The organism is Marinococcus tarijensis (assembly GCF_054971385.1).
The window spans coordinates 62,790-84,319 of record NZ_JBQOJA010000009.1; the positions used below are offsets into that span (position 1 = coordinate 62,790).

16 protein-coding genes are annotated in these 21,530 nt (G+C 55.1%); all 16 read right to left on the minus strand.

What is annotated here, in order from left to right:
• Positions 1-2 precede the first annotated feature (2 nt).
• Complete coding sequence (locus tag ACTTK7_RS07215) at positions 3-3,704, minus strand: dynamin family protein (protein WP_462866989.1); 3,702 nt, start codon at positions 3,702-3,704, stop codon at positions 3-5.
• A 63-nt stretch (positions 3,705-3,767) separates the two neighbouring features.
• Positions 3,768-4,994, minus strand: coding sequence for an EAL domain-containing protein (locus ACTTK7_RS07220; RefSeq protein ID WP_462867059.1), 1,227 nt, complete (start codon positions 4,992-4,994; stop codon positions 3,768-3,770).
• 129 nt (positions 4,995-5,123) lie between these two features.
• On the minus strand, positions 5,124-6,032 hold the full coding sequence (gene metA, locus ACTTK7_RS07225; protein WP_462866991.1) for a homoserine O-acetyltransferase MetA: 909 nt from the start codon (positions 6,030-6,032) through the stop codon (positions 5,124-5,126).
• A 141-nt stretch (positions 6,033-6,173) separates the two neighbouring features.
• Positions 6,174-7,001 carry an ammonia-dependent NAD(+) synthetase gene (gene nadE, locus ACTTK7_RS07230; protein WP_462866993.1) on the minus strand — a complete coding sequence of 276 codons (828 nt, stop codon included), beginning with the start codon at positions 6,999-7,001 and terminating at the stop codon, positions 6,174-6,176.
• A gap of 21 nt (positions 7,002-7,022) precedes the next feature.
• The gene (locus ACTTK7_RS07235; RefSeq protein WP_462866995.1) at positions 7,023-7,343 is read right to left on the minus strand and encodes a hypothetical protein; all 321 of its coding nucleotides are present in this window, start codon (positions 7,341-7,343) and stop codon (positions 7,023-7,025) included.
• Positions 7,327-7,794, minus strand: a complete 468-nt coding sequence (locus ACTTK7_RS07240; RefSeq protein WP_462866997.1) for an acyl-CoA thioesterase — start codon at positions 7,792-7,794, stop codon at positions 7,327-7,329. Before ACTTK7_RS07240 ends, ACTTK7_RS07235 begins: the two co-directional genes overlap by 17 nt.
• Entirely contained in the window at positions 7,769-10,132 is a 2,364-nt protein-coding gene (locus ACTTK7_RS07245; protein WP_462866998.1) for an AAA family ATPase, read from the minus strand. Before ACTTK7_RS07245 ends, ACTTK7_RS07240 begins: the two co-directional genes overlap by 26 nt.
• A gap of 195 nt (positions 10,133-10,327) precedes the next feature.
• Positions 10,328-13,066 carry an aconitate hydratase AcnA gene (gene acnA / locus ACTTK7_RS07250; protein ID WP_462867000.1) on the minus strand — a complete coding sequence of 913 codons (2,739 nt, stop codon included), beginning with the start codon at positions 13,064-13,066 and terminating at the stop codon, positions 10,328-10,330.
• A 214-nt stretch (positions 13,067-13,280) separates the two neighbouring features.
• Positions 13,281-13,718: a DUF1694 domain-containing protein gene (locus ACTTK7_RS07255; RefSeq protein ID WP_462867002.1), complete on the minus strand. Its 438-nt coding sequence runs from the start codon at positions 13,716-13,718 to the stop codon at positions 13,281-13,283.
• Positions 13,719-13,736: 18 nt separating this feature from the next.
• A complete protein-coding gene (locus ACTTK7_RS07260; RefSeq protein WP_462867003.1) occupies positions 13,737-14,249 on the minus strand; it encodes a CcdC family protein in 513 nt (170 codons plus the stop codon).
• A 100-nt stretch (positions 14,250-14,349) separates the two neighbouring features.
• The gene (locus ACTTK7_RS07265; RefSeq protein ID WP_462867005.1) at positions 14,350-16,137 is read right to left on the minus strand and encodes an ABC transporter ATP-binding protein; all 1,788 of its coding nucleotides are present in this window, start codon (positions 16,135-16,137) and stop codon (positions 14,350-14,352) included.
• Positions 16,137-17,888 carry an ABC transporter transmembrane domain-containing protein gene (locus tag ACTTK7_RS07270; protein WP_462867006.1) on the minus strand — a complete coding sequence of 584 codons (1,752 nt, stop codon included), beginning with the start codon at positions 17,886-17,888 and terminating at the stop codon, positions 16,137-16,139. The genes ACTTK7_RS07265 and ACTTK7_RS07270 overlap by 1 nt, the downstream gene beginning before the upstream one ends.
• A gap of 60 nt (positions 17,889-17,948) precedes the next feature.
• Positions 17,949-18,173, minus strand: coding sequence for a YneF family protein (locus ACTTK7_RS07275; RefSeq protein WP_462867008.1), 225 nt, complete (start codon positions 18,171-18,173; stop codon positions 17,949-17,951).
• 195 nt (positions 18,174-18,368) lie between these two features.
• A complete protein-coding gene (gene tkt / locus ACTTK7_RS07280; protein ID WP_462867009.1) occupies positions 18,369-20,354 on the minus strand; it encodes a transketolase in 1,986 nt (661 codons plus the stop codon).
• 187 nt (positions 20,355-20,541) lie between these two features.
• Positions 20,542-20,781: a DUF896 domain-containing protein gene (locus tag ACTTK7_RS07285; RefSeq protein WP_022792128.1), complete on the minus strand. Its 240-nt coding sequence runs from the start codon at positions 20,779-20,781 to the stop codon at positions 20,542-20,544.
• Between the two features lie 67 nt (positions 20,782-20,848).
• Positions 20,849-21,508: a YneB family resolvase-like protein gene (locus ACTTK7_RS07290; protein ID WP_462867012.1), complete on the minus strand. Its 660-nt coding sequence runs from the start codon at positions 21,506-21,508 to the stop codon at positions 20,849-20,851.
• Positions 21,509-21,530: the final 22 nt, after the last annotated feature.

Below are 21,530 nucleotides of genomic sequence, written 5' to 3' on the forward strand. Positions count from 1 at the left end.
ACTTACTCTGTCTGTCCAACCAGCCTCCGGACCTCTGCTTCAAGCTGCGCCCACTCCTGTTCGGTTTCTCCTGTTTTTTCCTGCCTGAGCCACTCCGCCTGCCGGCGTGAAGCCGCCTCCCACTCAGCCGTGCGCTGCTTCCACCGTTCCCGCGCAGCCGCCTCTGCCCACGCATAGACGTCTTTTTTCACGGTCTGCAGTTCTTGTTCCACGACGGGACGCAGCTGCTGCTCCAGCACTTCACGGTACACCTTGTTCTGCCCCTTCATGAAAAAATCATAGTGGGTCAGCGTCTTCCACTCGCCTTCAACTGCTTCTGCGATCGCCGGCACCTCCGGCGGGGGGAATTCGATTGATGGAAAAGCCGTCTGCTCCCCCGAAAATACGTAACGGAAAGAGTCCGGAAGCTGCTTTCTCCAGTACTGCTCTTCCTCGTTCATGGTACGGTGCATCCACTGCTCAATCCGGGCGGAGGTAATCCTTGTTTCCTGTATGAAGCGCTGCAGCACCTGCTGGACCGCCTCCGTCGTTTTCCGGCGAAGCTGGGAGCGAAACGACGACTGGTCGTGAAAGTATGCCCGCGAAAACCAGAACTGAAATTCCTCCCGGTAATAATAAAACAGGCGCTGGCGCACGTAAAAAAACAACTCCTCTGTTTCCTCCGAAAGCCGCTTTTCGATGCGCTTCCATGATTCCGTCCATTTGTCCTGCGCGGTGAACTGCTCCAGTTGCGCGATGTCGCTTTGCCTTTCCTGCTCCTGTTCGGCATCCGTCCGTCCTGCCTCCGCCCGTGTCCGTTCCACATAGTCCAGGACCTCTGCTGCTTCCCGGCTCCCCTCTTTCATCACGGTCGTCTCAAGCGTAGCGGAAAGAAACTGCTCAAATACGGCCTCGAATCCTTCCAGGCCGCCGGCCGTTTTGTCCTGAAGCGATACTTTTCCGGAAATGGGCAAAACGAGCGGATCATGAATGCCAATCGCGGCCAGCTCCTCCCGGACGTACCGGAGAACCTCCTCAAGCTCCCGCCTGCCGGCGGCCAGATCCGCTGCATTGACTAAAAAAATGAGCTTATCGTAGGAAAAGGTCTGATTCACCGCAGCCAGCTGTTCCAAAAACGCTTTGTCCCCGCGGGAAAACGCATGGTTGTAATACGATAAAAACAAAATAGCGTCCGCCCGCTTCATTTCCTGAAACGAAATGTCCGCGTGCCGCTGATACACCGAATGAATGCCGGGCGTATCGACGACCTCCATCCCTCTGCCGGTCCACCTCGTAGAAAGATAAACATCCGCCCGTTCGATCATCATGGCGGCTTCTTCAGCACCGGCGGCCTCCTGGAAAGCTTCCAGGGAAACTGTTTCCCGGCGGCCGGCGCTGCTCTTTTGCTTTTGATAGGACGCCACATACTGATCAAGCATCCTTTTTTCTTCCTCCCGCATGGCGTCGAACGCAAGCGGCTCCAGATGCTGCTGCTCGAGTTCCGTCCGTTTCTGCTTTTCGGCCTTCTCCGAACGCTCCTGCAGCTCTTCTTCATAGGAGGCGTACCGGCTGCTCCATTCCGTCACATGCGAAAGGCGCACCTCGAACGGCGCGAGCAGGTCATTCATGTCCTGCAGGACGTCGGCCTGCTGCTTATAATAAATCACCGCGCTCCGGTCCGGGTACCGGCCGTCCGGCGCTTTGATATGAGTAATGGCTGCTGTGGTCGGATTTGCCGACACCGGCAGTGCTGTTTCCCCGGCCATGGCATTGGCCACGGTGGATTTCCCGGCGCTGAACCCGCCGAAAAAGGAAACGCGGAATGCCTGCTCCCGAAGCCGCTGGGCCCGGGACTCAAGCCGCCGGGCAAAACCTTCAAGCGGTGCATACGGCTGTACGAGCCGGGCCAGCTTCTGCCACTTATCTGCCGCTGCCTCCGGATCCGGGCGGGCTTCCCGCTTCCTGCCGGCACTGTCCAGGTAATCGCGGTACCATTCCTGCACCGAATAGACTTGCTCGCCCGTCGAAGGAGCCACAGCCTGGGTAACTGGCTCACGCTCTGCCGGCTGCGCCAGCGGAACGGCCTCCTGGGCCCACCGCTGCTGCGCGGTCTCCAGCAGTTCCTTCACCTGATAAAATTCCCTTCGCCACGCTTCATAAGCCTCCCATGCCTGCTGGTGGGCTGCCGCTTTCGTTTCCTGCCGGTGGGCTTTCGTCTCCTTATGGGCACGGGCCTTCTCCAAAAACAGCGGCATCCAGTCAGCGAGCTGCCGGCGGTAGGCCGTCTGCATTTTTTCCTCCAGCGTGCGGCAATAGGTTCTTGCGTAGGCCTCGGTGAGACGTGCCCCCTTGTTTTCCGCTTCTTCTAGCATGGCAGGGTCCGCGCGCACCTCCATGGCCTCAATAGCGGCCTCCACTTCCGGATCTCTGCCGGCGTATCGTTCAGCGGTCTGCTTCATATCACGTTTTAAATGGTTTTCGAGCTCGTTTTTAATGTTTTCATTCAGTTCTTCCATCACCCGTGCTTCACGTTCCTTACGAACCCTCGCTGTTTTTTGCGTCCCCAGCCAGCTTTTCACACGAAAGGTGACAAGACGGGATTCCAGATACGCATGCACGGCTGCCCGGGTGTGATAAGGCATCAGCTTGGCCCGGGCGAAGCCGTCGTGGATGGTCCGGCGCATCGCTTTTTCCGCCTTCGTTTCCCAGTGCCTGAACTGTCCGGCAGCCTCCTGATCGGCCTCGAGCGCCTCATAAAGGGCCCCCGGTGTGGGAAACGTCTCCCAGATGTGCTGCACATCCCCGTCCGGCTCCGCGTCAGCAAGACGTCTCCGCAAATGAGAGACAGTGATGTAGTAGGCCCTCGAGGCGCACGTCTGGCGGATGCGCTCCTTCCGCTCCCCGGAATCCTCAGGCAGCATTTTTTCCCGCAGGGCTTCCCATGCATCAGCGGTCCGTTCCGGATAAAGAGCAGACACAAAGAAAATACCCCCGTATTCGATCTTCCTCCGGTCCAGGCTCTGCCGAATCCGGTCCTGGTACGCCTGAAATGAAAGCTCCTCCTCCTCGTGCTTATCCACCTGGTTGACGATCAGCGACGGGCGGACATACTGCTCGTTCAGCTGCTGCAGAAATAAAAAATTTTCTTCCGACTCCACCTGCTGGTAGTCGGTGACGTAAAACAGTTCATCCGCTATCATCCACTCCGACTCCGCTGCCCGCTGATGAGCGGCTTCGGTAGAGTCGATGCCCGGCGTGTCAAAAAGCGTCACTCCCGGCGGCAGCGGAAGATCCGGATGCTTCACCTCCACCCGCTCGGTCTCTCTGGCCATCATCCAGGCGTTCGTCCAGTCCTCCGGCGGTACGGCCGCTGTCTGTCCGCCGGTCGTAACCTCATAGGAGATAGTACTGCCGGTTGTAAATGAAACGATATTTGCACTCGTCGGCACCGGGTGGGCCGGCAGCCATTCCCCGTCCAGCAGCTGATTGATCAGCGTGCTTTTGCCGGCGGAAAAATGGCCGCAGACGAGGATGTGGTACGCCGATGCGTTATTTTTCGCCTTCAGCCGCTGTAGGTCCTTCTGCTCCTCTTCGCCAAGCGCCGGCATGGCCCGGGCCTCTTCCAGGCCGTATGTGACCGCTTCCTGCGAAAACGTATGTCGGGAAAAAAAGCTCCGGACCGTGTCGTTGTTCCATTGATACATATCAAGACTTGGCCGCTGCACCGATACCGCGCTCCTTTTTATGTAAAAACGCCGCTCCTCCACAGCAGGAGAAGCCGGCGCTGTTTACAGCAGATAATCTTTTTCATACAAAAACGCGTAGGGAATGTCCACAAACACATACAGATCCTCCGTAATTGGATGAGAATACGTCCGAATCATTTCATCGCTGTGAAAATCCGTATACATATCGGAAAGAATCCCCCGCTGTTCAAAATTCATGCGTACAATATTCTCCAGAAAATACGGGCGCCAGCTCCAGTTGCGGTTGCGCTCCTCTGTCCGGTATTCCCACGCTTCACCGTTCTGACGCGAGGCGTTTCCGGAAAGCTGATACCCTTCCCGGTCGCACACATACACCCGGAAGCTCATTTCCTCGAGCGACTCTGCGGTTTTCAGCGTCCACCCGTCAATGTCTTCCATCACCTCCGCATGCTTGAGCCGGTCGTTCAGCCGCTGGTTCAGCTCGGCGGTAAGCTGGATCTGAGCTTCAATTTTTTTGCGTTCCACATCAATAAAATGATGGATGTCTTTTTTCATCCGTTCCTGAAACTGATCCTTTTCAATGAACGTCTCTTTCGGCTTGTCGAGATAAAATCCCTGGTAGTACCGGGCGCCGTTGCGCCAGGCGTAGTTCAGCTGATTAAACGATTCGATTTTTTCAAATAAAAGCGAAGCTCCAATCTTTCTCGACAGCGTCGATAACGAATGCAGCACGTCCCGGTAAATGCTCGGCACTGCAAAATTTTCAGAAAATGTTACGTCCACCTTCAGCACGTTCGGCTTTAAGTAGGCAATCTGCTCCAAATGAATCGCTTCCTTGCCGAGATTGTCAATCGCAATCGTCAATCCGGCGCTCTGGGCATACTGCATAAAATGCTTCAGGCGGGACAGGTCCTGCTGGAAATCCGTCGCCTTCAGCTCCAGGCAGATCGAGGTCGGGGCTATGCCCCTCTCCTCGTACCCGAGCAAAAATTCGACCAGCCCGTCTCCCCCGTCCCCCAGAATGGTGGCCGCATCCACGTTCAAAAAAATCATGTCCGTCCGCTCCCCGGCCACAAATGTTTCCAGGGCAGCCTGGTGCACGGCACGGTCGATTTCCTGTTTATACTCCCACGGCACGTTCGGGTCCCGAAAGCAGTTCTCAAGCGTTTCGACGGTCCCGTTGTCGTTCTGGAAGCGGCCGAGCACTTCATACGCAGAAATTTCCAGCTTATCTGCGCTCAGTATCGGCTGAAAGTATACCATGACCCGTTCTTTGTTCATCAATACGTCTAGCGCATCCAACTCCATCACCCAATCTTCCGCTCTCAGTCTTCGGCGGCTCTGCCAGTTTATCGTTTCTTACTGTTCACACACGCGTCTATTATATCATCTTTTTTCCGCCGATTGAAAAAACTGTTTCCAAAATTGGAAACAGCTTCAGGCAAAGTCGAATGGCGTCTCCTGATACACATAGTAGTTCAGCCAGTTCGTAAACAGCAGCGTCGCGTGGGCGCGCCACATTTTCAGCGGGGAATACAGATGGTTGTCCTCCGGAAAATAGTTTTCCGGCACCTCTGTTCCGAGTCCGCGCCGCATATCGCGTTCAAATTCATCGCGCAGCGTCTCTGCATCGTATTCGCTGTGGCCGGTCACATAAATCCGTTTACGGTCCTTCGTCGCCACGATATACAGCCCGGCTTCGTCGGATTCTGACAGAATGTCAAGGTCCGGACAGGCCTCCACGTCCTCCCGTCTCGTTTTTGTGTACCGGGAATGCGGCACATAAAACTGATCGTCGAACCCGCTCAGAAGCTTTTCGTTGCCGCCGTTAATATAGTGCGGGTACACGCCGAACTGCTTTTTCGGGAGCGGATGCTTATCGATGCCGTGGTGGTGGTACAGGCCGGCCTGGGCGCCCCAGCAGATGTGCAGCGTGTTCGTGACGTTCTGGTCGCTCCAGTCGAGAATGCTCTGCAGCTCTTCCCAGTAGTCCACCTCTTCAAATGGAATTTTTTCAAGCGGCGCTCCGGTGATGATCATGCCGTCGAATTTCCGGCTCCGCACTTCATCAATCGTTTTATAGAACGAAGACAGATGCTCGCGCGGCGTATTTTTGGAGCGGTGGGTGTCCGGGTGCAGAAAGGAGACGTCCACCTGCAGCGGCGTATTACTGAGCATCCGCAGAATCTGGGTCTCTGTGCGTTCCTTTAACGGCATCAGGTTCAGGATAACGATTTTCAGCGGGCGGATATCCTGCAGGTAGGCCCGGCTTTCGTTCATGATGAAAATATTCTCTTTTTCCAGCGTATCTTTGGCCGGTAAATAGTCAGGCACTTTAATAGGCATGCACTATCGTACTCCTTTAGCGTATTTCGGTGTTCTCTCCTTTACTTTCTGTTATCTGTATATCAAACATCGCGGCCGGCGTCCAGTCTTTGCCGCTTTTGTGAAAAACGGATGGCCGCAAGGGACCATCCGCAGACGTTTTTATTCTTTCCACCACGTATCGTACAGCGTTGCCGGCAGCTCCCGTTTATGCGCCGTTTTGTTATACATATCCACCAGCCGGTCATGGGCTTCGGAATCGATGCTGCGGCCTTCGAGAAAGTCGTCAATCTGATCGTATGTCAGCCCGAGCGCTTCCTCGTCCGGGAGTCCCGGCCGGTCGCTTTCAAGATCGGCGGTCGGGACTTTTTCAAACGTCGATGCCGGTGCTTCAAGCTCGCGCAGCAGCATTTTGCCCTGGCGCTTGTTCAGGCCAAACAGCGGTGCCACGTCGCAGGCGCCGTCCCCGTGCTTCGTATAAAAGCCGGTGACCGCCTCTGCCGCATGATCGGTGCCGAGCACAAGCAGGCCTTCGGCCCCGGCGACATCATACTGGGCCTTCATCCGCTCCCGGGCCTTCGTGTTGCCTTTGATAAAGTCGGACATGGTCGTCCCGAGGGCCTGCTCAAACGCGTGCACCGACGCGTCCACACCCGGCTGCACGTCGATCGTATACGTTTCCTGCGGCTCGATGTAGTCAAGGGCCTTCGAAGCATCGTCTTCATCGTGCTGCTTGCCGTACGGCAGACGGAGCGCGACGAATTTAAACGGCACGGCCTGCTCGGTTTCAAGCTCATCCACAGCCATCTGGGCGAGCTTGCCGGCGAGCGTTGAATCCTGGCCGCCGGAAATGCCGAGTACAAAGCCTTTGGCTCCGGCCTGCTTCGCGTATTCTTTTAAAAAGTGCACCCGGCGCTCGATTTCCTGCTTCGGATCAATCTCCGGCGTCGTCTGCAGTGCTTCAATAATTTCATTCTGTGTTGCATTCATAGTTCGTGCCTCCAGATTAAATTATTTGTTTGAACGGGGAGCCTGGATACCAAACCGCTCCATCTGTTTCCACTGCTTTTCCTCGAACAGAATGTGCGCCTCGTAGTCCCCAAGCAGGTCAAAGTGCGGGTAGTCGTCGCGGTAATGGATCCATCCGGCCTTCAGCCCGTACTGCCTGCCCCAGCGCGCAAGTGTTTCCACGTCCCGGCAGGAGGCTTTTGTGACCGTATCACAGTCGGGAAAACGCGGATCATACCAGTAATGCGTTAAGAGGGCCACTTCGCCCGCCGCTGCCTTTTGCTTCCAGGCTCTCAGCTCATGGGCTTTAATGCCAAACGCCATCGTCTCCACCACCTTTGGCAGCACCCGCGGCCGTAGAGCCCGCCAGCCGCTTGTAGGCCTCATGCCAGTCCGGCAGCGCCTTGCGGATGGCTACCGGCTTAAACGTTTCTTTTCGGACGCACACGTGGCTCGAAAACGCCCGGATGCACGTCTTACCTTCGGCGTTAGTCACAATATACCCATATTTTACACGCACTCCGTCATAAGAATCAATCCACGTTTCAATTTCCACATCCTCGCCGTAGACGGCGGGCGTTTCGTAATCAATATTAATACCGAGCACCGGGAACAAATAGCCGGCTTTTTCAATATCCGGATAGTAAAAGCCCATCTCCTTCATGTGGTGCGTCCGTCCGATTTCGCACCAGACCACATAGGAGCCGTGATGGACGATGCCCATCTGGTCCGTTTCAGCATATCGTACTTCAATTGGTGTATGAACGCTCTTCATGTCCTTCTTCTCCTTCGGATTTCACCCGTACTTCAAGCGCATGCTTCACGTCTTCAGCCGTCAGCTCGTGCAGATTTTCCTCGTTCTGCTCCGACTGGAACAGCCGGAAGGCCTGCTGCTGAAAAATTTCTTCAGCCACGTCCTCGGCGAGCCGGGCGTTGCCGTCCGTGTTGGATACAGCGTACCTGCTTTCAAGCAGCTCGCGCGCCTCCGGCTCAAAATGATAGCCGAACCGCTCCACCGAACGCTCTGTGATCTCAGCCAGATCCTGTGGCGTATACGGCGGGAAGTAAAAGGTTTTTTTAAATCGGGATTCAAGACCCGGGTTCATTTCAAGCAGCTGCTTCATCGGCTCCGGATAGCCGGAAAGGACAACCACCAGATTTTCGTCGTGCTTCGTCATTTCTTCGACGAGCGTATCAAGCGCCTCCCGGCCGAAGTCGCTCCGCGAGCTCGACATCAGGGCGTAAGCCTCGTCAATAAACAGCACTCCGCCGAGGGCTTCGCGGACCTTCCGCTTCGTTTTCGCGGCTGTCTGGCCAACATACTCGGCGACGAGGTCGCTGCGGCCGGCGACGATGCAGTGGCCGCGCTTTAAAAACCCGTATTCCTTCAGGATGCCGGCATACACCTGGGCAAGCGTCGTCTTGCCGGTGCCCGGCGGTCCGGAAAAGACGGTATGCAGCTGAATCGGCACGGTCGGCGCCCCCTCTTCGCGGCGCTGCTGTTGCACGCGGATAAAGGAGGCAAGCTTTTTCATTTCCTGCTTCACGTGATCGAGGCCAATGAAGTCATCGAGCTGTTGGACGGCGGAGCGTTTGTCCTTCGGCTGTTCGCCTTCCGGCTCCTGAATATCATCAGCGGTCAACAGCGAAAAATCGTCAATACCGATATAGTCCTGATTGCCGATTGCCGCCCCTTTCTGGAAAATGCTGTCGAGTACAATATTTTTAACGGTGCGGCCGTTGCCGAACGTTTCATCCACCTGTTCCTTTTCAATCCGTTCTTCGAGCACCCGTTTGCTTTCCTCGCTCAGGAAAAAGTCGTTTTCCATCGCGACCTTTTCCCCGATTTCCATCAGCTCATCCATATTGTAGTCGGGCAGATGGATATGGTTGCTTTCCGGAAACCGGCTGCGAAGGCCCGGATTGGCATGCAGAAACTGCCGCATTTCTTCCGGATAGCCGGCCAGGATAACCGCGAACGTACCGGCGTACTCCCCGCTCGTCATCGCCGAGACCAGAGTGTCAATCGCCGTCTGTCCAAAGTCGTTTCCGGCCATTCCTTCGCGTTTTAAGCTGTAGGCCTCATCAATGAACAGCACGCCGCCGACCGCTTCCTTGATCAGCGCCATGGTTTTTTCCTCGGTCTGGCCAACGTACGAGCCGACGAGGCGGGAACGGTCGGTTTCAAGCACTTCATCGCGCTGCAGCAGGCCGAGCTGGTGATAAATCTTAGCCAGCAGGCGGGCGAGCATCGTTTTGCCCGTGCCGGGGTTGCCCGTCAGAATCATATGAAGGCTTCGTTCATCCTTCCACTGATACCCCTGCTCCTTCCGCCGCTTCTGGTACTGCAGATAATGATACATGTTATGCACGCGGGACTTTACGCCGTGAAGGCCGATCATGTCATTGAGCTCTTCAAGCGGGTCGGCATACTCTTCGCCCACCTTCGTGAGTGAGCTCGACGCTTCGTTCCACTTTCCCTTTAGCTGCTCCACATGGCTGATTGCTTCTTTAATTTCGCGAACGGCTTCGGGCGAATAAAACGAGCCCGAGGCTGTATCCATATAGGCCTGGGCGCTCAATGCCAGCCGTTCGCACGCCTGCTTGATGTTTTCAAGCAGAAACGGAAGCTCCCGCAGGTGTTCGTTTTCCACCACGTTCAAAAAGTCTACGGTCAATTCTTCCGGATTCCACGTGTCAAGCGTATCATCAAGATACTGAATCATCTGACGGCACTGCTCGCGCAGCTGTTCAGCCACGCGGTAGCGGGCCGATGCCGGATCCGTTTCGCGGAGCGGCGTCAGCTGGGTATCCAGAATGTTTTCCTGAATGCTGTCGATCCGCTCCATCGGCCGCAGCTGCTGCAGAAGAGGCACCGAATCGTCAAGCTCCTCTGCCTTTTGCAGCCAGTTGCGGATCATCGGGTCAAACCGGCGCTGATGCTTCCACCGGTCTCTGGCCATGAGCGCGTATACGCGCGCGCAGCCGGAGGGCTGTTCGTTTTCCTCCAGCGTCCGGATGCACTCGTAGGCCCGTTTGACTGTGATATTATTTTCTTCTTTTTCCCATCTATCGATTATATCGTAAATGTTATTTTGCTCGTTAATTTGCAATAAAGGCACCCCCTATCGGGAAAAGGACGAAAATGAGTAGTCATCTTTATCGTATTCCCTGGTTGAACACGCATTAGTCCTTGTTTTTATTATAAGAGGTTGATAAAGGTGTGACAAATTTTATCATTGCGGTATGTGAAATTTTAAATATTATTAAAGCGAAAGCCCCGGCGGACCGGGACCTTCTGTTAACACTTACTGATTGCGTTTTGCTTCTGCCGCTTCAAGGTTGTTGCGGAGAACCATCTGCAAAATACCACCGTGACGATAGTAATCCATCTCGACGTCACTGTCAAAACGGGCAACCACCTGGAAGGTAGTCGTTTTGCCGTCCTGATCAGTGGCGACGACGTCTATCATGTCATGCGGCTTTACGGTATTATCAATTTTCACATCGAAATGCTCTTCTCCGGTCAGGCCGAGAGAATCAGCGTTTTCGCCTTCCTGGAACTGCAGCGGGAGCACGCCCATCAGCACAAGATTACTGCGGTGAATACGCTCGAAGCTTTCCGCAATAACGGTCTTGATGCCGAGCAGGTTTGTCCCTTTCGCTGCCCAGTCACGGGAGCTTCCCATGCCGTAATCTTTGCCGGCCATTACAAGCAGGCCAGTGTTTTCCTCTTTGTATTTCATCGCTGCATCATAGATGGACAGCACTTCACCGTTTGGCCAGTAGGTCGTATATCCGCCTTCTGTGCCAGGCGCCAGCTGGTTTTTAATCCGGATGTTGGCGAAGGTTCCGCGCATCATCACTTCGTGGTTACCGCGGCGGGAACCGTACGAGTTAAACTGTGCCGGCTTCAGGCCTTTTTCCATCAGATAGCGGCCGGCCGGGCTGTCCTTCGCGATGGACCCTGCCGGGGAAATGTGGTCGGTCGTAACCGAGTCGCCGAATTTCGCCACGGCCCGCAGAGCAGACAACGGTTTAATGTCTTCCGGCTCCTTGGACATTTCTTCAAAGAACGGCGGATTCTGAATGTACGTGGAATCATCGTCAAAGTCGTACAGCTGCGCATTTTCGTCCGACTGCAGCTCGTTCCAGCGCTCGTTGTTGTCAAAGACAGTCTCGTACTCTTCTTTAAAGAGGTCCGGAGACACGTTTTGCGTGATAAAGTCTTTGATTTCGGTCGCGGACGGCCACAGGTCGTTAAAGTATACGTCGTTGCCGTCATTATCCTTGCCGAACGAATCACGGTACATATCAAAGTCAACTGTGCCGGCCAGCGCGTACGCTACAACAAGCGGCGGCGATGCCAGGTAGTTGGCTTTGACGAGCGGATGGATCCGTCCTTCAAAGTTACGGTTTCCGCTCAATACGGATGATACAAGCAGATCGCTGTCTGTGATCCCTTTTTCGATCTCTTCGAGCAGCGGGCCGCTGTTACCGATACACGTCGTACAGCCGTAGCCGACCAGGTTAAACCCGAGATCGTTCAGGTACGGCATCAGGCCGGAGTCGTCAAGATAGCGGGTAACCACCTTGGACCCTGGAGCGAGCGACGTTTTAACGTACTCCGGTACTTCCAGTCCTTTTTCCACCGCATTACGGGCGACAAGACCTGCGCCGATCATTACGTATGGGTTGGACGTGTTCGTACAGCTTGTGATGGCTGCGATGGCAAGCGCCCCGGTTTTCATCGTCGACGTTTTGCCGTTTGGATGTTCGATAGTCGCTTCGTTGTCGATCTCCTCCGGAGACAGGCCGAATCCCTGATTGCCGGCTGGAGCCGTAAGCGCATCATTGAACTGTTTTTTCATGTCGGATAACGTAATCAAATCCTGCGGACGCTTCGGACCACTCAGGCTTGGTTCGATTTCCGCCAGGTCAATTTCAATCACCTGGGTGAACTGCGGTTCTTTTTCGGACGGATCAAAGAAGATGTGGTTCTGCTTGCAGTAGTCTTTGACAAGCTGCACATGCTCTTCATCGCGGCCGGTCAGGCGCAGATAGTTGAGCGCTTCTTCGTCGACCGGGAAGAACCCACAGGTCGCGCCGTATTCCGGTGCCATGTTGGAAATCGTCGCCCGGTCAGCAAGCGGCATTTCCGCCAGGCCTTCGCCGAAGAATTCCACAAATTTACCGACAACGTTCGTTTCCCGGAGCCGCTGGGTAACGCGCAGCGCCAGGTCTGTCGCTGTCGAACCGTTCGGCAGGGAGTTTACGAGACGAACACCGACCACTTCAGGTGCCGGGAAGTAGGAAGGCTGCTGCAGCATGCCCGCTTCCGCTTCAATACCGCCAACACCCCAGCCAAGAACACCGAGGCCGTTGATCATGGTCGTGTGGGAGTCCGTACCAACGAGTGTATCCGGATACGTGTCCACCTCGCCGTTTTCGGTTTCTTTTGTGTGTACAACGGAAGCAAGGTACTCCAGGTTCACCTGGTGCACGATGCCTGTAGCCGGCGGTACAGCGCTGTAGTTGTTAAACGCTTTGGTTGCCCAGCTGAGGAGCTTGTAGCGCTCTTCGTTTCTCGAAAATTCAAAGTTCATGTTCTGATTTAACGAGTCATCAGTACCGTAACGGTCCACCTGTACTGAGTGGTCCACCACAAGGTCCACCGGAATTGCCGGGTCGATGACATCCGGGTCTCCCCCGAAATCATTCATTGCTTTCCGCAGCGATGCCAGGTCCACGACTGCCGGAACCCCGGTAAAGTCCTGGAGAATAACGCGGGATGGTTTGAATGGCACGTCATACTTGGAGCCTTCTTCCGATCCCCATTTTGCCAAACTTTCTACATGTTCCTGTTTGATTACGTGTCCGTCCAACTGTCTTAGTACAGATTCGAGCAGCACACGAATGGAATATGGCAGCTTCGACACATCGCCGACTCCTGCATCCTGAATAGCTTTAATGTCGTAATAGTAATACGTTTTGCCATTCGATTCAAAAGCCTTGCGAGCATTGAATACGTCTTGATTTTGAGCCATATGTACCCCTCCTTCTTGATCTATTATACAACAATCCAATAACGTTGTCGAAAAAGTAGATGAGGATAAGCAGAAAGGCCTGCAGCTGTATTACTTCACTGCCGCCTTTCCTGATCTGTTTCTCGACCCACTTTCATAGAATAGCAAAACTTTCCTCAAAGATAAATATTTTCGGATAAAAATTCGGAAAACGCTTGCCTCTTTTTTTCGTTTGTCAGATCCCGAGCAGCTTTTTCCACCACGGTTTTTTCTCTCCCGCATCCGGATTTCCGGCATCTGCTTCCGGTTCATCCTCGGCAAACACGTCCTCACGGTTAATCGCGGTGTCGGACGTGACGACCAGGCCGTACGCGCCCTCCGGCTCATCGAGCGTGACGCGCCGGTAAGACATGCGGCGGGTCTCCGCTGCTTTCCGGTACGGCCGCAGCGCTTCAAGGCTCAGATGGCCGTCGACAAGTACTTCCTTCGCCTTCTGGTCATGCATCGCATTCAGCACTTCCTGGCGTATACCTTTTTCCATCACCTGTTTTTTCGTCAGTGCAAGAATGACGCGTTCGCGGTACGTATCAAGATACAGACGCCGCTCCGCTTCATTGGGCATTTTCTTTCCGTGTATTTCATTTTGAAGGTGTTCGTTTACATCATTGGACATGGGCACTTCTCCCTTTCATTAGGATGAATGGCGGGAAGGTACGGAGCTGTCGGGCTCCGGCTCCCGCTGAAGAACCTTTTCGAGCTGTTTGTATTTCACGGCCATGTAAACGCGCCACGGCACGAGCATGGCAAATGCCAGAAGAAAGAACATTCCGGCAAGCACTGCCGGCTCAATCGCATCGCCGATGATCAGCTTAATGATCGTCCGCACAATTAAGAGGCCGACCAGAATGAATGAAAAAGCTTTGGACCGGCGCACAAAAATCCGGCGTTCCCGTATTTCAAAAGATGTGGTGGCCATCAGCAGAAAGGAGAAAACAAACCCGACGAGAAGCGCCTCGCCGACCTCGAGCCCGGTCGGACGGGCCGGCGGGTAAACAAACATCAGCGCTCCCGTCGCCATGAAAAACGGCGGCAGCACGATTTTTTTGAATGTCGCCGGCTGCTTAATGGCTTTCATGCGGATGACGATCACGACAGAAGCCATAAAAAAGGCCGTGAGGGTCGTAATAATCAGCAGTGTACTCACTTCGGCCGCCTTCCTTTCTATAAAAATAGGGTGTATCACATGAAGGCTTTCCTGCCCTTATGATACACCCCGAAGCGGCGGCCCGCAATTGTTCGCTCTTTTACAGCACCTCTTCATTTTCATGCTGCAGCCGGTACATTTTTTCATACAGTCCCCCGGAGGCAAGCAGCTCCTGGTGCGTACCGCGTTCAGCAATTTCCCCCTGATGCAGTACGATAATCTGGTCAGCGTGCCGGATCGTGGAGAGCCGGTGGGCAATCATGATGGTCGTCCGGTTTTCCACAAGGCTTGCCAGCGCCTGCTGGATCACCGCTTCACTTTCGCTGTCGATATTGGCCGTTGCCTCATCGAGTACGAGCACCTTCGGATCATGGGCGACGGTCCGGGCAAACGTGATCAGCTGCTTTTCGCCGTTCGAAAACGAGCTCCCCCGCTCGCCCACCTGTTCGTCGTACTGATCCGGCAGTGCTTCGATAAACTGATCCGCCCCGACAAAAGCAGCCGCCTGCCGCACCTCCTCGTCGCTCAGCCGGTGGTTGTGCATCGCAATATTTTCCCTGACCGTTCCCGTAAACAAAAACGGATCCTGCAGAACAAGTCCGACGTGCCGGCGCAGCGCCTCCTCCGGCCAGCGCTGCAGGTCCTTTCCGCCGAGAAAGATGGTGCCGGCATCGTGTTCATAAAACCGGAGCAGCAGGTTAATGATCGAGCTTTTACCGCTGCCGGTATGGCCGACAATCGCAATGGTCTCGCCTTCTTTTACCGACAGGTTAATGTCCCGGAGGACCGGATGCTCGCCGTCATAGCTGAACGTCACGTGATCAAATTCGATCTCTCCGCTCCGTGAGGCTTCCCCGGTCTGCCGGCCCCTCGTCACTGCTGCCTCCTGGCCGGTCACATCCATTAAATGAAACACCCGTCCGGCGGAGACAATCGACTGCTGATACAGCGACATCTGCTGCATGATTTCATTCACCGGTTCAAAGAAGCGCTCAAAATAGTTGACGAAGGCATAAATCACTCCGACCTGTACGGCCCCTTCCATCGATAAAATGCCAAAATACGACAGCACGCCGACGAGAGCAAGCACCGACACGAGGTCGATCGCCGGGCGAAGCAGCAGGCCGTCAATTTTCATGCTTTTCAGCCCGGCTTCGTAGTGGGCATCATTGATTCCGGAAAATTCCTGCTTCATCCGGTTCTCCTGCCGGAACAGCTGGATGACCGACATGCCCTGCAGGCTTTCGTTAATTTTCGTGTTCAGCCGGCTCAGCTTGCCGCTCATTTCCCCGTAGTACCTGGCGCTGTAGCGGCGGTAAAGCATCATCAGCAGAAGCAGAAGCGGCATAATCAGTATCGCCGCAGCCGCAAGGCGGACGTCCAGAAAGAACATGGCGATAAGCACCCCAACCAGAAACACCCCGTTCTGGATAAAGGTCGAAAGCACCTCCATGTACAGCTCCCGGATCCGCTCGGTGTCGTTGGTGATCCGGCTCACGAGCGCTCCGGACGGCGTCTGGTCGTAAAAACGCATCGACGCCTCTTCGACGCTCGAAAACACATCGACGCGGATTTGCTGAATGCTTTTCAGCGCAATGCGCTGAAACCAGTAGGTGTGAAAATACACCATCACCGCGGAAAGAACGGTGGCCGCTGCGAAGATGGACGCGAGCCACGTCAATTCATCCGCCGGAAATACTCCTGGCGTCACGTAGCTGTCTATAAAGACCTTTACGAAGTACGGACTGAGGAGCTCCGCGCCGACGCCGATCACAAGAAACGTACAGGCAAACGCCAGCAGCCGTTTGTGAACACCTGCATACTTTAACAGCCGCTTCACAATCGCCCGCTGCTCCTGTTTGGTTAACACTTTATCCTCGTGCAGCATCAGCGGTCCCCCCTTTCCACCTGAGCCTTCAGTTCTTCGCGCTTCACCATTTCTGCATAGATGCCTCCGGCTTCCATTAATGCACGGTGGGAGCCGTTTTCAACGATCGTGCCGTGCTCCATCACCCACACCGCATCCGCTTCTTTTACCGTGCTCATGCGGTGCGTCACGATAAAGGTCGTTTTCCCCCGGCGCTCCTGCTTCAGCGCTTCGAGAATCTGCTGCTCGGTGTTTGCGTCCACGGCGGAAAGAGCATCATCCAGGATGAGAATTTCCGGATTCTGCAGAAGCGCCCGCGCAATCGAAATACGCTGCTTCTGGCCTCCGGAAAGAGTGACACCGCGCTCCCCGACAGCTGTCGCATAGCCGTAGGGAAGCGCCACAATATCGTCATGAATGGCTGCGAGTCCGGCCGCACGCTGAATGTCCTGCTGGGTGGCCTCCGGGTTGGAGAAGGCGATATTGTCTGCCAGCGTCATCGAAAACAGAAAATGCTCCTGCGGCACATTTCCGAATGCGAGGCGGTACGTGTCCAGATAATAGGCCTCTGCGGGCGTTCCGCCAATTGTAATGGCTCCGTCCCCGCTTTTCAGCTCCCGGAGAAGCAGCCGCAAAAGCGTCGTTTTCCCACTGCCGGTCCGCCCGACGATCCCGATGGTTTGTCCCGGCTGCACGGACGCGTGAATATCGTGCAGTGCGCTCGTTTCCGACCGCGGATAGTAAAATTCATCTATGTCTATCTGCACTGCCCCAGCCGGCACGTCCTCCACTCCGGCCTTCTGGTCGGTAATGTCAGTCCGCTCAGCCATCAGGCTGCGAATGCGGTCATACGACGCGTGCCCGCGTTCAATAATGTTAAAAAACCACCCAAACGCAAGCATCGGCCAGATGAGCATGCCCAAATAGACGCTGAACGTCGTTAACTGCCCGATGGTAATCGTCCCGTCGTTCACATAGCCGGCACCAAAGCCAATCGCGAGCAGATAGCATACGCCGATGATAAGGGTGATTGTCGGATCAAACAGGGCGTCAATGCGGGCGACCCGCTCGTTTTTGTCCACCACGTCCCGGGACTGCTCATCAAACGCTTCGATGTCTTCACGTTCGTACCCGAACGTTTTTGTTACCTTTACGCCGGAAATGCTTTCCTGCGTCCGGTTGTTCAGCTGCGAAAAGGACTGCTGGGCAGCACCAAACCGCTGATGAAGCAGGTGGCCGTACCAGCTTGTCAACAGAGCCATCAGCGGCATCGGCAGGAGCGTAATCAGCGTCAGCTGCCAGCTTATGCCGACCGCCATGGCCAGAACGACGAATCCTCCCATGACGAGCGAATCCACAATCGTTAAAACTCCCTGCCCGGCCATCATCTGCACCGCGGTAATATCGTTGGTGGCGTGTGCCATCAGATCCCCGGTCCGTTTCCGTCCAAAAAAATCGCTGCTCATCCGCGTGAAGTGCTGATACAGATTGTAGCGGAGCGTCCGGCCGAGATGGAGCGAGGAGCCGAAAATCATAATACGCCAGACGTACCGGAGCACGTACATGCATATCCCTGCCGCAATCATCGCTCCCATCCAGCCAGCAAGCATGCCGGTCGTCAGGCGGTTTTGTTCGATCGCATCGACCACCACCCCGACCACATACGGCGGCAGAAGGGAAAGCAGGGCCACAATAATGAGCAGAAGAATCCCGAAGCTGTACTTGAACCGCTCCTGCCAGAAAAACCAGCGTAAATCCCAAAAAGCGCGCATCCCTCTCATCCTCTCTATGGATAAAAAAGCACCCTCCAGAAGCTAGAAGGGTGCTGACCGTTATTTCTTATCTTGTTGTCGCTGCATTGCTTTCATCATTTGGTTGATCTTCTTCTGGGACGGGTTCTGCCCCATCTGCATCATCATAACGCGCAGCATTTGTTCATTAATAGGAGGATTCTTTTTCAGATAGTTCATCATCGTTTTTCTTGCGATAAAGAAACCGATGGCTACACCAACTAGTAAAATGACAATGCCGATAATTGTTAACCATAGCCAGCCCATGTGTCTTACCCCTTTCCCGAATACCTAACATATATGTGTGTGTTGTTAGTGTCTCTAAACAGACCTTGTTTATTATAACGCATTCTTTTATGTAAAGAAAGCACCGATTCGAAAGATTCAGCACCGGTGCCCGTTTTTCAACCGGATGAAAATAAGAAAAAGCAGCCGGCGGGCTGCTTTCTCCTCAACACATGATTATTTGATCAACTGTCTGGCTGCTTCGGCCACCTTGTCCGGCGTGAAGCCGTACTTTTCGACGACTTCCCCGCCCGGCGCGGACGCACCGAAGCGGTCAATGCCGTACACGGCGCCGTGGGAGCCGACGTACTTGTACCAGCCGAAGGACGATCCCATTTCCACCGCCATCGCCGGTACACCGTCCGGGAGCACCGAGCGGCGGTAGTCCTCGGACTGATGATCGAACGCATGGAAGTTTGGCATGCTGACGACGTTGACCGTCCAGCCATCCTCCTGCAGCTGGGCTTTCGCGTCCACCGCGAGGGACACTTCCGAGCCGGCAGCGACGAGAAGGAGATCCGGCTTTTCGGCCTGTTCGCCGATCACGTAGGCTCCCTTGCGGACGCCTTCGACCGCTTTTTCCTTCGTGTCTTCGAGCGTCGGTACGCCCTGGCGGGTCAGCACGAGCGCCGTTGGCGTCGATTCGCTTTCCATTGCCACGCGCCACGCAGCGACCGTTTCGTTGCCGTCCGCCGGGCGGATGACGTTCAGGTTCGGAATCGCCCGGAGCGCCGCCAGCTGTTCGACCGGTTCGTGCGTTGGACCGTCTTCGCCGACCGCGATGCTGTCGTGCGTGAATACCTGCGTCAGCGGCAGCCCCATCAACGCGCTCAGGCGCAGCGCCGGACGCAAGTAATCGGAAAAGACGAGGAACGTCGAGCCGAACGGCTTCAGGCCGCCGTGCAGCTGAATGCCGTTCACGGCTGCCGCCATCGCGAATTCGCGGACCCCGAACCAGATATTGCGGCCGGTGTAGTCGTTGCGGCTGAAATCGTTCTCCGCTTTGATCAGCGTTTTGTTGGAGCCGGCCAGGTCGGCCGATCCACCGAACAGGGACGGCACGGCGGCCGCTACTTCCTGCAGCACATCGCCGGAGGCGGCACGGGTCGCCACTTTTTCATCCGTAAAGACCGGCAGATGGGCACCCCAGCCTTCCGGGAGTTTCCCGGCAATCGCCTGCTCGAGCTCTTCAGCGAGTTCCGGGTTCGCCTGCTTGTAGGCATCAAACCGCTCGTTCCATTCCTGTTCGGCCTTCGCCCCGGCCTGCTTGACCTCGTCAAACAGCTCGGTCACCTCCGGCGGGATGTGAAACGCATCGTAGTCCCACTGGTAGGCTTCCTTCACCAGGTTGTACTCCTCGTCACCGATCGGCGCCCCGTGGGCCGCATTCGTGCCGCCTTTGTTCGGTGCTCCGTAGCCAATCACCGTTTTCACTTCGATCATGGATGGCTTCGGGGACTGCTTCGCTTCTTCGATTGCTGCTTCCAACGCCTCGACGTCGTTGCCGTCCTCGATAAAGATCGTGTGCCAGCCGTAGGCTTCATAGCGCTGCAGCACGTTTTCGGAGAACGACTGGTGGAGCGCGCCGTCGAGCGACACGTCGTTGGAGTCATACAGCACGACGAGGTTGCCGAGCTTCAGGTGGCCGGCGAGGGACGCCGATTCCGATGCCACGCCTTCCATCAGGTCGCCGTCGCCGCAGAGCACGTACGTGAAATGGTCGACCACGGCGTGATCGTCGGTGTTGTATTTGGCGGCCAGATGGCGCTCGGCCATCGCCATCCCGGTGCCCATGGCCAGTCCCTGGCCGAGCGGGCCGGTGGTTGCTTCCACGCCGGCGGTGTGTCCGTATTCCGGGTGGCCCGGCGTCTGGCTTCCCCACTGGCGGAAGTTTTTCAGTTCCTCGAGCGACAGGTCGTAGCCGCTCAGGTGCAGCATGCTGTATAGGAGCATCGATCCGTGTCCGGCGGACAGCACGAAGCGGTCGCGGTTAAACCATGCCGGGTTGGCCGGGTTGTGGTTCATGGATTTGGTCCAGAGCGCGTACGCCATCGGCGCCGCTCCCATCGGAAGCCCCGGGTGGCCCGACTGGGCTTTTTCAATGCTTTCGATGGACAGTGTCCGAATCGTGTTAATTGCTAATTGTTCTGTGCTAATTGCCATGCATATGTCCCTCCACTGTATGTATTTTTGGGTGGAAACCCGTACCTGTGAGTTGACCCCGCGGGAATTTCCGTGTTCTTGTACGCTTTTATGATAAAGGTTTTAAAACGATTACACAAGCGTGTTAACAGAGAAAGAAGAAAATCAAAAGGCCTGCTCTTTGTTAAGACCAGGCCTCTCTTTTATCTTAATGTCGGAAGCTGCGGTTCCGTCGTTTCACACGCTCAAGCTTGCTTGGAGTTACATCCGTGCCTTCTTCATCCACCACTTTTACGTTTTCAAGCTGGTTTTTAAACGAAGAACGGAATTTGCTTAAATATTCCTGACGCAGCGCATGCTGTTCTTCTTCTTCTTCAGCTGTCAGCCCTGTTGATTTTTGACGTTTGGCTAACTCATTAATCCGGTCAATTTTTTCTTTCGAAAGCATAAGTTGCCTCCCTTAAAATGGCGTTCCTTTTTTATTATATTAAAAACAGCGCCGTACCGCAAACAAATCATTGCGGTTCTATATCCGCACGCTGCTGTTCATATTCTTTATAACGGCGGTGCACCGTCGCTTTGGAAATATCGTAGCCAAGGCCCCGGAGCGTCAGAGCGATATCTTTAAACGTCAGCTCCCGCTGTTTCAGCTTAACGATTTCTTCAATGGGCACCTCTATTTTCTTCCGGCCGCCGCTGCGGCTCAACCCGAAGTTTTCTTCCGGATGATACCCGTTTTCCACCGCCCGCTGCATCCCCCGCTTAATCTTAAAATTATGCAGACGGCGCTGATGCTCTTCCACAATGGATAAAATCTCCATAATCATATGATCGGTATCTGCAATTTCAAGCTCCCCGTCATCCTTCACCGTATAGATGGACGTACCCCTTTTCTGCAGCTCATGGAGCACGGCAATTTTAGCATTTCCACGTCCAAGCCGCGTGTCATCGGTGATCAGCAGTGTGTCCGCCCCGGTGTCATCGAGGAGCTCAAACACACGGAGAAGTCCGTCCCTCTCCACGGAATAGCTGCTCTCCTGTTCTGTCACGGTCTGCTGCACCGTCCAGCCATTTGATGCCGCAAGAGCTTCCAGCTCCTCCTGCTGCCTGGCAAGCGAGGACTGCTGTTCTTCTTTTTCCGTACTTACCCGGGCGTAAATGATGCATGTTTTCATTTGTCTGCGGTCCTTTCCGTTC